14 protein-coding genes and 2 tRNA genes are annotated in these 13,519 nt (G+C 66.9%); 8 read left to right on the plus strand and 8 right to left on the minus strand.

Annotation, left to right across the window (positions count from 1 at the left end):
• Window positions 1–21 precede the first annotated feature (21 nt).
• Window positions 22–639, minus strand: coding sequence for a DedA family protein (locus ABNQ40_RS07495; RefSeq protein WP_211100336.1), 618 nt, complete (start codon window positions 637–639; stop codon window positions 22–24).
• A 146-nt stretch (window positions 640–785) separates the two neighbouring features.
• Between ABNQ40_RS07495 and ABNQ40_RS07500 the strand changes: the two genes are divergently transcribed.
• Window positions 786–1,265 carry an Lrp/AsnC family transcriptional regulator gene (locus ABNQ40_RS07500; protein WP_109048989.1) on the plus strand — a complete coding sequence of 160 codons (480 nt, stop codon included), beginning with the start codon at window positions 786–788 and terminating at the stop codon, window positions 1,263–1,265.
• A gap of 88 nt (window positions 1,266–1,353) precedes the next feature.
• On the opposite strand, the gene ABNQ40_RS07505 is transcribed toward ABNQ40_RS07500, so the two are convergent.
• Together ABNQ40_RS07505 and ABNQ40_RS07510 are read right to left on the minus strand one after the other, a co-directional pair.
• Window positions 1,354–1,968, minus strand: a complete 615-nt coding sequence (locus ABNQ40_RS07505) for a cold-shock protein (protein ID WP_098736162.1) — start codon at window positions 1,966–1,968, stop codon at window positions 1,354–1,356.
• Between the two features lie 246 nt (window positions 1,969–2,214).
• Window positions 2,215–2,712, minus strand: coding sequence for a YchJ family protein (locus ABNQ40_RS07510; protein ID WP_109490838.1), 498 nt, complete (start codon window positions 2,710–2,712; stop codon window positions 2,215–2,217).
• Between the two features lie 253 nt (window positions 2,713–2,965).
• On the opposite strand from ABNQ40_RS07510, the gene ABNQ40_RS07515 reads away from it, so the two are divergent.
• The 3 genes from ABNQ40_RS07515 to ABNQ40_RS07525 all read left to right on the plus strand — a co-directional run bounded on the left by ABNQ40_RS07515 (window position 2,966) and on the right by ABNQ40_RS07525 (window position 5,275).
• Entirely contained in the window at window positions 2,966–3,631 is a 666-nt protein-coding gene (locus ABNQ40_RS07515; RefSeq protein WP_109048990.1) for a ribonuclease HII, read from the plus strand.
• A gap of 89 nt (window positions 3,632–3,720) precedes the next feature.
• Entirely contained in the window at window positions 3,721–4,803 is a 1,083-nt protein-coding gene (locus ABNQ40_RS07520; RefSeq protein ID WP_098736160.1) for a DNA methyltransferase, read from the plus strand.
• 88 nt (window positions 4,804–4,891) lie between these two features.
• Complete coding sequence (locus ABNQ40_RS07525) at window positions 4,892–5,275, plus strand: dihydroneopterin aldolase (RefSeq protein ID WP_109048991.1); 384 nt, start codon at window positions 4,892–4,894, stop codon at window positions 5,273–5,275.
• A 62-nt stretch (window positions 5,276–5,337) separates the two neighbouring features.
• Here ABNQ40_RS07525 and ABNQ40_RS07530 read toward each other — a convergent pair whose 3' ends face one another.
• On the minus strand, window positions 5,338–5,916 hold the full coding sequence (locus tag ABNQ40_RS07530) for a hypothetical protein (protein ID WP_098736158.1): 579 nt from the start codon (window positions 5,914–5,916) through the stop codon (window positions 5,338–5,340).
• Window positions 5,917–6,133: 217 nt separating this feature from the next.
• On the opposite strand from ABNQ40_RS07530, the gene ABNQ40_RS07535 reads away from it, so the two are divergent.
• The 3 genes from ABNQ40_RS07535 to ABNQ40_RS07545 all read left to right on the plus strand — a co-directional run bounded on the left by ABNQ40_RS07535 (window position 6,134) and on the right by ABNQ40_RS07545 (window position 7,246).
• Window positions 6,134–6,209, plus strand: a tRNA-Asn gene (locus tag ABNQ40_RS07535).
• Between the two features lie 4 nt (window positions 6,210–6,213).
• Window positions 6,214–6,290 (plus strand) — tRNA-Asp (locus ABNQ40_RS07540).
• A gap of 209 nt (window positions 6,291–6,499) precedes the next feature.
• Complete coding sequence (locus tag ABNQ40_RS07545) at window positions 6,500–7,246, plus strand: glucose 1-dehydrogenase (RefSeq protein ID WP_109050838.1); 747 nt, start codon at window positions 6,500–6,502, stop codon at window positions 7,244–7,246.
• A gap of 100 nt (window positions 7,247–7,346) precedes the next feature.
• Here ABNQ40_RS07545 and ABNQ40_RS07550 read toward each other — a convergent pair whose 3' ends face one another.
• Window positions 7,347–7,904 (minus strand): DUF3306 domain-containing protein, encoded by a 558-nt coding sequence (locus ABNQ40_RS07550; RefSeq protein ID WP_109050837.1) that lies wholly within the window; start codon window positions 7,902–7,904, stop codon window positions 7,347–7,349.
• A complete protein-coding gene (locus ABNQ40_RS07555; protein ID WP_109050836.1) occupies window positions 7,897–8,475 on the minus strand; it encodes a DUF3305 domain-containing protein in 579 nt (192 codons plus the stop codon). Before ABNQ40_RS07555 ends, ABNQ40_RS07550 begins: the two co-directional genes overlap by 8 nt.
• Before the next feature lie 164 nt (window positions 8,476–8,639).
• Here ABNQ40_RS07555 and ABNQ40_RS07560 point away from each other — a divergent pair, with 164 nt between their 5' ends.
• On the plus strand, window positions 8,640–9,053 hold the full coding sequence (locus tag ABNQ40_RS07560; protein ID WP_109050835.1) for a hypothetical protein: 414 nt from the start codon (window positions 8,640–8,642) through the stop codon (window positions 9,051–9,053).
• A 7-nt stretch (window positions 9,054–9,060) separates the two neighbouring features.
• On the opposite strand, the gene ABNQ40_RS07565 is transcribed toward ABNQ40_RS07560, so the two are convergent.
• A complete protein-coding gene (locus ABNQ40_RS07565; RefSeq protein ID WP_247879910.1) occupies window positions 9,061–9,810 on the minus strand; it encodes a phytochelatin synthase family protein in 750 nt (249 codons plus the stop codon).
• Between the two features lie 357 nt (window positions 9,811–10,167).
• A complete protein-coding gene (locus ABNQ40_RS07570) occupies window positions 10,168–13,320 on the minus strand; it encodes a carbohydrate-binding domain-containing protein (protein WP_391345968.1) in 3,153 nt (1,050 codons plus the stop codon).
• Window positions 13,321–13,519 lie beyond the last annotated feature (199 nt).

A 13,519-nucleotide genomic window follows, 5' to 3' on the forward strand; every position in this document is an offset into this window, starting at 1 on the left:
GTGCGGAAAAGGGCTTGGCCGTTATTCCGCCGGCTGGCGGGCCGACCGCCGGCCGAAGGTGGCGACCCGGTAGACGTACCAGAGGGCGATCCCGGCGGCGACGATGTTGGACACCGGGTTCAGCCAGCCGGAGACCTGCTGGTACCGGTCCTCCAGCAGATAGCCGGCGCTCGCCAGGAAGGTCGTCCAGATCGCGGTGCCGACGGTGGTGTAGAGCAGGAAGGGGACCAGCGCCATGTTCGACACCCCGGCGGGGATGGAGATCAGCGTGCGCACCGCCGGGATCATCCGGCCGATCAGCACCGCCCGGCCGCCATGCTCGCGGAAATGGGCGGCGGCTTCATCGACCTCCTCCGGTGCGATGGTCAGCCAGCGGCCGTGGCGCGCGGCCCACTGCTTCAGCCGGCGGCTGCCGACCCAACGGCCGATCCCGTACCAGAACAGCGCCCCCAGCACGGCGCCCACGGTGCCCGAGACGATGATCATCGGCAGGCCGAGGTCGCCCCGCGCGGCGGTGAAGCCGGCCAGCGGCAGGATCAGTTCGGACGGAATGGGGGGAAACAGGTTCTCCGCGAACATCAGCAGAGCGACGCCGAGATAGCCCGTCTGCTCCACCATACCGACAATCCAATCGAACACGTTCTTCTCCTCGCGCCTGCCGACCCGCTACCCACCGCCGGAGCAACACCGGGACGGGGGGATTGGTTGCATGGAAGGGCTCGCACCCGATGTCGGCTCTGCTTATGTTTGCAGATGCAACGATTGGACGGACGGAGAGGATGCCAATGGCGGCGATCAAGCTCGACCGGCATGAGAAGGGGATCCTGGCGGCCCTGCAGGAGAATGCCCGCCTGACCATGCAGGAGCTGGGCGACACGGTCGGCCTGTCGGCCTCCCCCTGCTGGCGCCGGGTGCGGTCGATGGAGGAGATCGGCGTCATCCGCCGCTACACGGTGCAGCTCGACCCGCGCAAGCTGGGGCTCGGCGAATGCGTCTTCGCCCATGTCACGCTGGAGCGCCACAAGGAGAATGCGGTCGACCAGTTCGAGACCGCCATCGCCGGCATGCCGGAGGTGCTGGAATGCTTCGCGGTCACCGGCGACGCCGACTATCTGCTGCGCATCGTCGTGCCGACGACCGAGGATTACGGCCGCTTCCTCAGCGAACGCATCTTCTCCATCCCCGCAGTGTCGCACGTGAAATCGAGCGTCACCCTGAAGGAGGTGAAGTTCGAGACCCGGCTGCCGCTGGACCATCTGGAGTGAGCAAGAAGCTTTCCCGAACAGCACCAATGAAAAAGCCCCCGCTCCGGTGGAGCAGGGGCTTTTTCACATCACAACGACCGATGAGAGATCAGGCCATCTCGACGCGCTGAGCCTCGGGGCCCTTGGCGCCCTGGCGGATCGTGACGCGGACCTGCGCACCGTCGTCCAGACCGTTGATGCCCGACCGCTCCAGCGCACGGATGTGCACGAAGATGTCCTTGCCGCCGGTCGACGGGGCGATGAAGCCGAAGCCCTTCGACACGTTGAACCACTTCACCGTGCCGTCGACGACTTCGCCGCCGTCCGAATCGCCGTAGCTGTCGGCGCCGTAGCCGCCGCGGCTGCCGCCGCCGTAGCTGTTGCCGCCGCCGTAGCCACCGTCGTTGCCCCAGCTGTCACGCTCGCGCGGGGCGCGCGACGGACGGCTCGGAGCGGCGGTCGAGGTGTCGACCGCGTGGATGGTGGCGACCTGCGGGCCCTTCGGGCCGCGCGACAGATCGCAGGTGATGGTGGCGCCTTCGGGCAGGCTGTCGTGTCCGCAGAACTGCAGAACCGTGGAGTGCAGGAAAGCGTCGGGCGACCCATCGTCGGGGGTGACGAAGCCGAAGCCCTTGGTGGCGTTGAACCACTTGACGGTGGCACGGATGTCGCGCTGGGTGATTTCAGGAGCGCGGAAGGAAGAGCGCTGCGGACGGTCGAACATTAGTTATCGTCTCATCTGTCGTGTTAAACCCCATCCCGGCAAAAACCAAAGAAGGGACACCCGGAACAGGGCCAGCGAAGGATGATCGGTTCCGACCCATAATTCAATCGGGATTGCGAATTTTCACCATCCGCGCACAACAAAAACTCCGCCGCCGCCTATGGAGCAGGCGGGGGCGGGGCGATTGGGCCGTTTTTTTCGCAGATGCAGCGTGACGATTCAGCCGCGACTCAAGAGCCGAACCGGTCAGGCGCCGTGGCACTTCTTGTACTTCTTGCCGCTGCCGCAGGGGCAGGGGTCGTTGCGGCCGACCTTGGGGCCGCTGCGCGGACGGGCGCCCAGCTGGCCCTCGACATAGTACCAGCGACCGTCCTGGTGGGCGAAACGGCTGGTCTCGTGGTGGGTCATCGGCTTGCCGTTCATGCTGAAGCGGGCGACGAACTCGACGATTCCCTCGCTGTCGCCCGGCTGGCCGTCCTCGGTCGAGCGGATCTCCACGCCGGTCCACTGGCTGTTCTTGGCCCAGGTCTCGATCTCTTCACGGTTGAAGTCGTCGCGGGTGCTGGGCAGCAGCGTGTCGTGCAGATAGTCGATGTTGCCGGTGGCGAAGGCGGAATAGCGGGACCGCATCAGCGCCTCGGCCGTCGGGGCGGGCATGCCGGCCAGATAGGGTCCGCAGCAGGCGTCCAGCGGCTTGCCGGAACGGCAGGGGCATTCGGCGGCGGTCTGGGTCGTGTCGGTCATGGCCTGCTCTCGGGTGATGGCGGGGCGGGTTGCGGCAGAATCGCTGATGGTGGGGTCCGGCTTCGCGGGGCGCATCCATAGCGCAGCCGTGCGCCGCTTCTCAAGAGGCTGGTTGGCGCACATGGCCGCAATCTGCGGCTCGATCCGTGTCGGCCGCAATCCGCGGCGGCCTTGCGCGCGGACTCCGCCGCCGCTATCAAGCGGCCCCATCCCGATCCATAATCCACTGCTGCCCGGAAGGCTGTCCGCTCCCATGCCTGCCAAAGCGCCCCGCAAAGCCGCCATCCCCCGGCAACGCCCCGACCTGTCGCTGGAGGCCGGCTTCGGTCCCGGACGCCGCGTCTGCGGCATCGACGAGGTCGGGCGCGGCCCGCTCTGCGGCCCGGTGGTCGCCGCCGCCGTGGTGCTGCCGCCCGAAGGGCTGCCGCCGGAGATCGCCGGCCTGATCGACGACAGCAAGGCGGTCAACCGGCGCCTGCGCGAGGAGATCGAGCCGGCGATCCGGGCGCATGCGCTCGCCTTCGCCATCGCCGAGGCGTCGGCCGCCGAGATCGACGAGCTGAACATCCACAAGGCGACGCTGCTGGCGATGAAGCGGGCCTATCTGGCGCTGCCCGGTCCCGCCCCCGACGCGGCGCTGATCGACGGCAAATTCACCCCGGACGTCGCGTGCGAGAGGGTGGCGGTCGTCAAGGGCGACAGCCGCAGCCAATCCATCGCCGCCGCCTCTATTCTCGCCAAAGTGGCGCGCGACAGCGAGATGTTGCGGTTGTCGGTCCAGTATCCACACTATGGATGGGACCGAAACGCCGGCTATCCGACACCAGAGCATCTGGAAGCATTGACCCGTCATGGTGTCACGCCGCATCACCGAGTCAGTTTTGCACCAGTGAAACGCCAAAGGGCACTGAGCGGCTGAGCCGTCGTCACTTGGCAAAGAAAGCTGTTGACGGCGACTCGGCCGAGACTCATTGTCCGGCCGAGTCCCAGTTCTTTGCCGGTCGTAAAATGCTCCCTGAAAACCGTATCCTGGTCGGCGATTGCATCGCTCTCATGAACGATTTGCCGCCCGCTTCGGTCGATCTCATCTTCGCCGATCCGCCCTACAACTTGCAGTTGGGGGGTGAGTTGCTGCGGCCGAACCACACCCGCGTCGCCGGGGTGGATGACGAATGGGACAAGTTCGACGATTTCGAAGCCTATGACCGCTTCACCCAGGACTGGATGGCGGCCGCCCGCCGCATCCTGAAGCCGGAAGGCTCGCTGTGGGTGATCGGCAGCTATCACAACATCTTCCGTGTCGGCGCCACCTTGCAGAATCTGGGATTCTGGATTCTGAACGACATCGTCTGGCGCAAGACCAATCCGATGCCGAACTTCCGCGGCACCCGTTTCGCCAACGCCCACGAGACGATGATCTGGGCGGCCCGAGACAAGGATGCGCGCTACCGCTTCAATTACGACGCGATGAAGAGCCTCAACGAGGATCTTCAGATGCGCAGCGACTGGCTGCTGCCGATCTGCAACGGCGGCGAACGGCTGCGCGACGAGGACGGCAAGAAGACCCACCCGACGCAGAAGCCGGAATCGCTGCTGTACCGGGTGATCCTGTCCTCCTCGCGCCCCGGCGACGTCGTGCTGGATCCCTTCTTTGGCACCGGCACTACCGGGGCTGTCGCCAAGCGGCTGGGCCGCAAGTGGATCGGGCTGGAGCGCGACGACACCTACGTCAAGGCGGCCCAGGCCCGCATCGACGCGGTGGAGGAAGCGCCGGAGGCGGCGATCCTCGACACCCCGCCGAAGCGTGCCGCACCGCGCATTCCCTTCGGCTGGGTGGTCGAACGCGGGCTGCTGCGCCCCGGCTCGACCCTGTTCGACCACCGCCGCCGCGTTGCCGCCCGCGTGCGCGCCGACGGCACGCTGATCGGCTCCGGCCCGCGCGGCGACCATCGCGGCTCGATCCATCAGGTGGGGGCGGCGATGGCCGGCCTGCCGGCCTGCAACGGCTGGACCTTCTGGCACTATGAGGAGGGCGAGGATCTGCGCCCGATCGACGTGCTGCGCGAGCGCATCCGCTCGGAAATGCACTGAATCCACCCCAGACCTGTCCGTCCGGCATAGGCGCCAGCGGGGACGGTTGCTTGGCAGCGGTGGCGTTGCCGTGTTAGGGCTGTCGGCCATGAACAAGCTCTTCGCCACCGTCACCGCCCCGGTGCCGCGTTCGGCCCCGGCGACGCTGTCCACCCGTTGTTTCGTGCGCGATCTGGTGATGGACGCGCTGATCGGCGTCTATGCCCATGAACGGCTGAAGCCCCAGCGCATCCGCCTGAACCTGGATCTCGACGTGATCGCCCCCGGCGTCACCGGCGAGGACATGGCGACCATCGTCAAGGGCGTGGTCACCCAGGGCCACGTCACGCTGGTGGAAACACTGGCCGAACGCATCGCCGAGCGCTGCCTCGCCGACGCGCGGGTGACGGTTGCCAAGGTCCGGGTGGAAAAGCTGGACGTGTTCCCCGACGCCGCCAGCGTCGGCGTCGAGATCGAGCGCGCCCGCGGATAAGGGACGCGCAAGCGTGGGGGCGGGTTCAGCCCTCACCGAACTCTGTCTTACCGCAAAATTTCTTATCGCCGCAACGGCACCGCCCGCTTGACCAGCCGGCGGTCCATGTCGGCTGCCGCCACCGTCGGCTCGCCCAGGCTGCGCATGACGAAGGCGAAGGTGTCCATCACCCGGTCCAGCACGATCTCGTTGTCGTCCGGGCGGCGGCTGACCGACACCACGGCATAGCCGGCGGCGCGCGCCACCGCCGGTTCGCCGCGCAGGCCGCGCACGCCCCAGCCGGCGAGCGCATCCTTGCAGCGGAACAGTTCCGCGGCGAAACCGCCGGCCGACTGGGTGCGCCCGACCACATAGGCGGCGGCGACCGCCAGCGGCGCCAGCAGCCCGTCCCAGTCCAGGCAATCCTCCCGGCCGACCCACACCCCGCCGACAGAGCAGGCGGCGGCACCGACCGCCTCGCCCAGCCCGGCGCGGAAGGCGCGCAGCGACTCCACCGCGTCGGCCGCCGGCATCGGCTCCACCCGCCGCCCCTCCGGCATCAGCATCAGCCGGCCCGCCCATTCCGACGAGGGCGGCAGCTGTTCGGTCAGGCGCGCGAGCAGCGCCTCGCGGGCGGCGGCGAAGGGAACGACCTCGGACATCGGGGCCTGCGGCAATGGTGGGGAGGGGAGGCGAGAAAAAGCCTGAGATGCTTGGAACTGTCAAGAGCGAGCCTGAGCGCCGGCAACCCATGGCTGCGGCCCAGGTGCAATGTCACAGGCGAAGAGCGCGAAAGCCGCCTTTTTCCGGAAAAATGCAGAGCTTTGCATTTTTCCGCTTGCCAGCTTTCGCCATCAGCCATATAAGGCGGTCCTCCGTTCCCGGTTAGCTCAGTTGGTAGAGCAGCGGACTGTTAATCCGCTTGTCGCTGGTTCGAGTCCAGCACCGGGAGCCATAGCGCGGGTGTAGCTCAGTTGGTTAGAGCGCCGGCCTGTCACGCCGGAGGCCGCGGGTTCAAGTCCCGTCACTCGCGCCATTCTCTTCTATATCTCCCCAAAACGATGTAGCGGATGATGGCGACTGCCCCACAGGGCAGCTTCGCGCTATCATGCATTCTTCGCCGTGTTCACAATCTACGTCGTGTTCACGATGCGGCCGAAAGCGCCGGTTCCCTGTTGAACGGAGTCCGCGCGCCGCAACGGCCGTGCGCATCTCGGATCGAGAATTGCCGGGGAGGAACCGCTCATGCGTTTGTCTGACAAGGTCGCCGTCGTCACCGGTGGGGGATCGGGCTTCGGCGAGGGCATCGCCCGACGCTTCGCCGCCGAAGGGGCCCGCGTCATCGTCGCCGACCTGGACGAGGCCGCTGCCGGCCGCGTCGCCGACAGCCTGGGAGAAACCGCGCTCGCCGTCCGCGCCGACGTCGCGGTCGGGGAGGATTACGAGGCCATCGTCTCGGCGGCGCTGGGCGAGTTCGGGCGGCTCGACATCCTGGTCAACAATGCCGGCTACACCCACCGCTACGGCTCGATGCTGGACGTGGACGAGGCCACCTTCGACCGCATCTATGCCGTCAACGTGAAGTCGATCTACCACAGCGCCATCCACGCCGTGCCGGTGTTCCGCGCCCATGGCGGCGGCGTGATCCTGAACATCGCCTCGACCGCCGGGCTGCGGCCACGTCCGAACCTGACCTGGTACAACGGCTCCAAGGGGGCGGTCATCACCCTGACCAAGTCGATGGCGGCGGAGCTGGCGGCCGACAATGTGCGTGTCTGCGCCATCGCACCCGTGGCTGGCGAGACCGGCATGCTCCACCGCTTCATGGGCCAGGACACGCCGGAACGGCGCGAGCAGTTCCGCAGCAGCATCCCGCTGGGACGCCTGTCCACCCCGGCCGATATCGCCAACGCGGCGCTGTATCTCTGCTCCGACGAGGGAAGTTTCCTGACCGGCGTGTGCCTGGAGGTCGATGGCGGACGCTGTATCTGAGGGTGTTTAGCCCGCCACTTGGCATCCCCCTTTCCCTCTGGGGAGAAGGGGATGCCAAGGGAGGATTTTCGGGAAAGGGCCGCCGCGCGGCCCTCTCACCCTAACCCTCTCTCCGCGGGGGAGAAGGGATTGGTTCCCGGTCCGATGCGTCGACGGGAGGCCCTTCCAATCCGTCTGCCGTCGGGGGCTGCAAAGGCTCGGTCAGGATTTCGGCATCGGCCACCGCCAACGTCTCGACCGCCTCTTCCCGCTTCTCGTCGGGCAGCACGGCGTTCAGCAGGCGGGCGATGTCATCGGTGGGGCGCAGGGCGCCATAGCCGGGTGCGTTGTAGTCCCAGTCATATTCGGCGAAACCGCGGAAGCCGGCGATGACCGGGTCGCTCGCCCAGGCCCGGCGCAGGGCTTCACGCCGCAGGTCCGCCGGAACCTCTCGGCGAAGAAAGCCGGTGTAGTCGCTGTCGGAGCCCAGGCTGTCCAGCGAGGGCAGGTCCGCCACCTCCTCGCCGATCTCTCCAGGCGACGGTTCGGGCGGCACAGTCTCGGGCAGCAGGGCTTCCGGCAGTTCTTCCGCCGGCTCCAGCACCGGTTCCTCCACCCGCGCGTCGCGCTTCAGCCGCGACCAGCGGCCGAGGAAGCCCTCCTCCCCGCGCTCAGCCATGCTGCGGCAGTCCGGGCTTGCGGTGCCGCGCCAGGGCTTCCGGGTCGGCGCGGTCGCGCTTGCGCTTGTGGAAGGGGCGCTCGACGAAATGGCGGGCGACGAAGCCGTCCATCCACAGCACCAGCGGGATCGGCAGCGGCAACGCTTCGATCACGTCGTCGCCGGCTTCGGCATGGGCGTCGATCTCGCCGGGGTCGGCGGTGACCGCCAGCAACTGCATCCCCGGCGCTCGCCCGCCCGGCCGCAGGATGACGTAGGCGCTGGGCGTACCGCCGTCGAGATTGTGCTTGTAGTTCTCGGCCTCGGTCGGGAACAGGGCGATCTCCGCGGTGCCGGCATAATGGCGCGTCCAGTCCGGCCCTTCGGCCAGCACGCTCCAGTCGGGCAGGGTGGGGTCGGCCGGGACCAGCATCACCGGCTGCCAGCGCGCCTCGATCCACGGATTGTCGACGCGCCGTCGCTCCACCACCACGCCGACGCTGCGCCGTTCGGCGCGGTCCTGGGGCGAGGCGGGAGCGGTGGTGGGGGCAGTGGAGGGGGTGGCGGCGGAGGACGGGAACTCGCTGGGCATTGTCGGTGTTCCTGATGGGCTGGGACCGGACGGCCTGAAAGCCGGACTCTGTCCCCGGTACAACGCGCCGCCGGCCGTTTGGTGCCGTTGCGCATTGGACTCCAACGGCTTTCCCCGAAAGGCCCGCCGGCCCGACTGCCGATTCTCCAATGGAAGGATGCGCCATGCGCAAGTTCGCCGCCGCCCTGCTGCTGTCGGGGTTCCTGTCCGGCCTGCCGCTGGCCGGTGCCGCCGCACAGCAGGCGGATCAGCAGCAGAGCCAGCAGCCGGCAGCCGCTCCGGTCGAGTCCGGATCGAAGGAGTCCGCCGGCGATGCGCTCGCCCGCGACGGCAAGGTGCAGCAGAGCCAGGATCCGCAACCCAGCGCGCAGGGCACCAAGCCGCCCAACCCGTCCAGCTCCGCCGCCACGGGAAGCCAGGAATTGCAGCAGGCGCTCGCCGACGTGCGCCGGGCGCCGCCCGACCTGAACGGCAACCCGGTGCCACGCCCGAACCAATGGGCGAGCGAACCGGATCAGCCGAACGAGCCGACCCGGTCGCAGAACCCCTCGGACCTGACCAGCCAGGAAGTGAAGTAAAGGACGCTTACCCTGAAACCCGGCGGCTGCGGACGCGGATCAGTCCGCTGCCCTCGGGGTCGGCACGGTCGGGCTTCAGCATCGCCTCCAGCAGCCGGGCGTCGCTGGTCCAGTAGGGGACGTACCAGGCGCGGTCGGGATCCATCACCAGCGCGCGCTTGCCCACCGGGTCGTAGGCACCGAGCGGGGCGATGTGGCCGAGGCCGATGTCGCCGGTCAGGGTGCCCTGGTCGAAGGCCAGCAGGATGATGTCGTCGGCGCTGCGCTCATTGTCCGACAGGATGCGGCGCAGCTCCGCCAGCGTCGCGGGAGAGGTGTCGCGCGGGCGCCAGACCTCCACCTCGGCGTCGATGCCGTAGGCGCTCAGGCTGCGGCGGACATAGGTGATCAGCTCGCCGAAGGAAATGCCCTCGCCATCGTCGGCGGTGGCGTCGCGCCAATGATCGTCGTCCAGACGGTCGAGCAGCTGCTTGGCGGTGACCAGCCGTTCCGACGCCAGCCCGGGCAACCCGCGCAGCGCGTTCAGCATCATGGCCACGCTGGCCACCGAACAGGAGGCGCCGGTCGTCTGCGGCACGTAATAGGGGCTGAGCGCCCAGTAATCCGGTGCGGGCGTGGTGCGGACGAAATCGACCGAACGGGTGATCGGCACGGCGTCAGGGCCGAACTTGGGCTTCTTGTCGTCCTGTTGGGCCGAGGCCGGCCCCGCCGCACAGGCGGCCCACAGCAGGAGGCCGGCCCCCAGGGTCTTCGCCACGGCTCCTGCGGTCCATCCTGAGGTCCACGTCGCTTGCGTCATCGGAAACTGTCTCGGTCCGTCCGGTCTGGAATGGGAATGCGCCCCGATCCGTGCAGCTTGATCCTGTCCGCAGCGGAGCGCGGCCTGGATATGGTGCGCTGCGGCGCGGACGCCAAGCAGGGGGCACGGCTGCGCCGATTGCGCTTGTGCCGGGCGCCGGTGGTCATTTCTGAAAGGATTTTCGAAACGCATGTGGGCGGAGCCTCCGTCGCTCGACCTCGAGCAAAACAGGCTCCGCCCACCGCTGGGGCCGGCGCATCGAGGGCGTACCCCCGATGCGCCGGCTCCCTGTAAGCTGGCTTCAGGATCGGGCGATCAGACGCCGTCCCAGAAATGCTCCAGACCGACCGCCGCGACGCCGTCGACGCCCATCTTGGCCCAGGCGAGGTCGTGGATGCCCATCGCGAAGGCGGGCGAGGTCGGCAGCAGCGAGTAGTCGCCCCAATAGGCGTTGGTGAACATCGGCTTGCCGATCACGTCGTGATCGCCGTACTTCGGCACGTTGAAGACAAGGTTGTTGTCGATGACGAAGTCGTTGGCGCTCAGCAGCTCGATGTAGTCGTCCAGCGGCAGGGTCCCCATCACCACGTTCTTGGTGATCGTGTTGTTGTGCGGGTCGCCGGCCGTGCCGTGCACCGGCTGCCATTCGATGCGGATGAAGTCTTCCTTGTTGCTGGCGATGACCGAGAAGTTGTTGGTCACCACGTTGTTGTCGCCGCCATGGATCTGCACCGAAGCCCAGTCGGCGTCCTTGATGAAGTTGTCCTTGACGGTGATGCCGCCGGCCATGTCGTCCAGATAGATGCCGAAGCCCTTCTGGCCGAACATCCAAGTATCCTGGTTGCTGGTGGCGAGGCCGTTGGCATGCTCGATCCGGTTGCCCTGGATGATCATGCCGGTGTCGACGCTGGAGCGGCCGAGGATCTCGATGGCGCCGCCGTCGGCGGTCTCCAGCCCGGTGTAGGAGATGTTGTTGTACTGGATGATGTTGTTGTGGTTCACCGTGTTGGTGGTGCCGCCGTAATCCTTGAACGAGATGCCGTAGCGGGCGCTGTGGTCGATGTCGTTGTTGGAGATCAGGTTGTTGTCCACGCCGGTGCCGATGATGCCGGACACCGCCTTGCGCACTTCGCCGATGTTGCTGATGCTGTTGCCGTAGATGCTGTTGCCGTTGCTGCGGCCGTCCATCTCGATGCCGCTTTCCGCCATGTGGTTCAGCGTGTTGTGGGCGATGTCGTTGTTGGACGAGGCGGCGGTCAGCTTGATCGCGGTGCCGACGTTCAGGAAGCTGTTGTCGCTGATGTGGTTGCCGCTGGACTTCGTCAGCAGCAGGGCGTCGCCGCCGGTGGTGGTGTTCTTGAAGGTCAGCCCGTCGATGGTGACGTTGCTGGCACCGTTCAGCTTGATCAGCGTGTCCAGCCGCGGCACCTCGACGCCGCTGGAGACGAAGCCGGAACTGGCAGCCTTGTAGAGCAGCTTGCCGTCCGACGTCCGCCAGGCGAACTCGCCGGCCTGATCGACATAGGCGGCGTTGTTCAGCAGCTTGTAGGTGGTGCCTTCCGCGAACGGCAGGGACGCGCCGTTCTTCAGCATGATGGTGCGGGTGGAGGCGTTGAAGCTGGCGATGGTGCCCAGCGTGTCGCCCAGCCGCTCGGCATCCATGATCTGGATGAGCGTGCCCGGCTGGATGTCGGCGGCGGTCACGTCGGTGCCGTGCGAGCGGATCGACCAGCCGCTGGGCCCGCCCGAGGCGGCGTCGGCGAAGTGCCAGCCGCTGGTGACGTCGGCGGCGTCGTAGGCGAACTTCTCGGCCAGATGCTGGCGGACGTCACCGACGATCAGGTCGAGGTTGCTGGCGGTGCCGAGCTTGGCCGAATAGAGGCCGTTGCCCTCGCTGGTGAAGCTCTTCACCACTTCGCCGCCGCTGAGCACCGGCTTCTCGCCGGGATAGTTCTGGAAGCTGTGGCCGTTGTCGAGCGAGGTCAGCTCCAGCGTCTTGGTCAGGTGATAGGTGCCCTCGCGGACATAGGTGGTGTCGATGGTGGAGTTGGCCCGCATGGCGGCCTGCGCCTTCTCCAGGCTGGCGAAGGGACCGTCGGTGCCGTCGGCGTTGGGAGCGGCCAGCTTGCCGGACCAGGTGTCCTTGCCGTTGGCGGCGACGTAGAAGGCGGGCTTGGTCGGAGCGGTCGGAACCGGCGTCTGGGTGGCGGGCGTATCACTGAACAGGTCGGTGCCGGCCTTGATGTTGAGCGCGCCGCCCCAGTAGAGCCCTTCCTGGCCCTTCACCACGTCCTTGCCGTCGACGGCACCCTTGTCATAGGTGACGATGCTGTCGGTGGCGGCGACGGTGTGGCCGTTGATCGAGACCGACTTGACGAACAGGTTGCGGTCGACGCCGTTCACGGTGGCGTCGTTGTCGTACCAGACCTGGACCGTGTGGGCCTTGGTCGGGTCGATGTCGGCGGTGAACTTGTAGCCGGTGGTCGTCGCCGCCGCCTTGGCGTCGCCGATCACCTGCCCGTCGACCAGCAGCTTGAAATGCGCGGCCTGCCCGCCGGCCGAGGTGCCGTAGGCGTTGACGACGATGTCCACTGCCTTGCTCGGCGGCGGCGGGGGCGGCGGCACATAGGCCCCGCCGAAATACTCCTCCGGCACGCCGAAGGTCAGGGCGCCGCCCCAATAGAGGCCTTCCTGGCCGGCGACGACGAACTTGCCGTCCACCGGACCCTTGTCGTAGGAGGCCATGTCGGAGGTCGAGGCGATGGTCTGTCCGTCGATGTTGATCGACTTGACGAACAGGTTGCGGTCGACGCCGTTCACGGTGGCGTCGTTGTCGTACCAGATCTGGATCTTGTGGGCCTCGTTCGGGTCCACCTTAGCGGTGAAGGTGTAGTCGGTGGCCGAGGTGGCATTGACCCAGGCATCGCCGACCACCTGATCGTCGACCAGCAGCTTGAAGTGCGGCGCCTGCCCGGCGGCGCTGACGCCATAGGCCTTGACCTTGATGGTGGTGGTCATGGTGGCGGCCGTCTCGGCGTCCGGCACGGTGGCGGCGGACGGGAACAGGGTGGCGGGCAGCGGCACGTTCAGCGCGCCCGGCCAATACATCTCGGTCTGGCCGGAAATGACGTTCAGCCCGTCGATCTTGCCGGTGTCGTACTTGACCGAGGGATCGATCGACAGGATCGTCTTGCCATTCACCTCGAACGACTTGACGAACAGGTTGCGGTCCTCACCGTTAACCGTGTCGTCGTTGTCGTAGACCAGCTGCAGCGCATGCGCCTTGTCGGCCGGCACGGTCGCGGTGAAGACGTAGCGGGACTGGGTGGCTGAGGAAACGGTGGCCTCGCCGATGCTGGCACCATCCAGAAGCAGTTGAAAATGCGGCCATTTTCCGCCGGCTGCCGCGCCCCAGGCATTGACCGCAAAGGTTACCTGGATCGTGCCGTCGGTGTTGGTGGTAGCCATTTTGGAACTCCGCTTTATGGGTATCGCCTCGTTCCGCAGGCTCGTCTGTTAGCCTTAATCGGGTACTAACACTTATGGTTAGGAAATTATGAATGAGGGCGTTTCCCGTGGCATGAATGAGACAAATGTGAGACGACAAAAAAGTCTGCACATGGACAAAATAGTTTGCACTTAGGCAAAAATGTCTGCTCCTAGCTGA

The organism is Azospirillum sp. A23, from assembly GCF_042938965.1.
GTDB lineage: Bacteria > Pseudomonadota > Alphaproteobacteria > Azospirillales > Azospirillaceae > Azospirillum > Azospirillum melinis.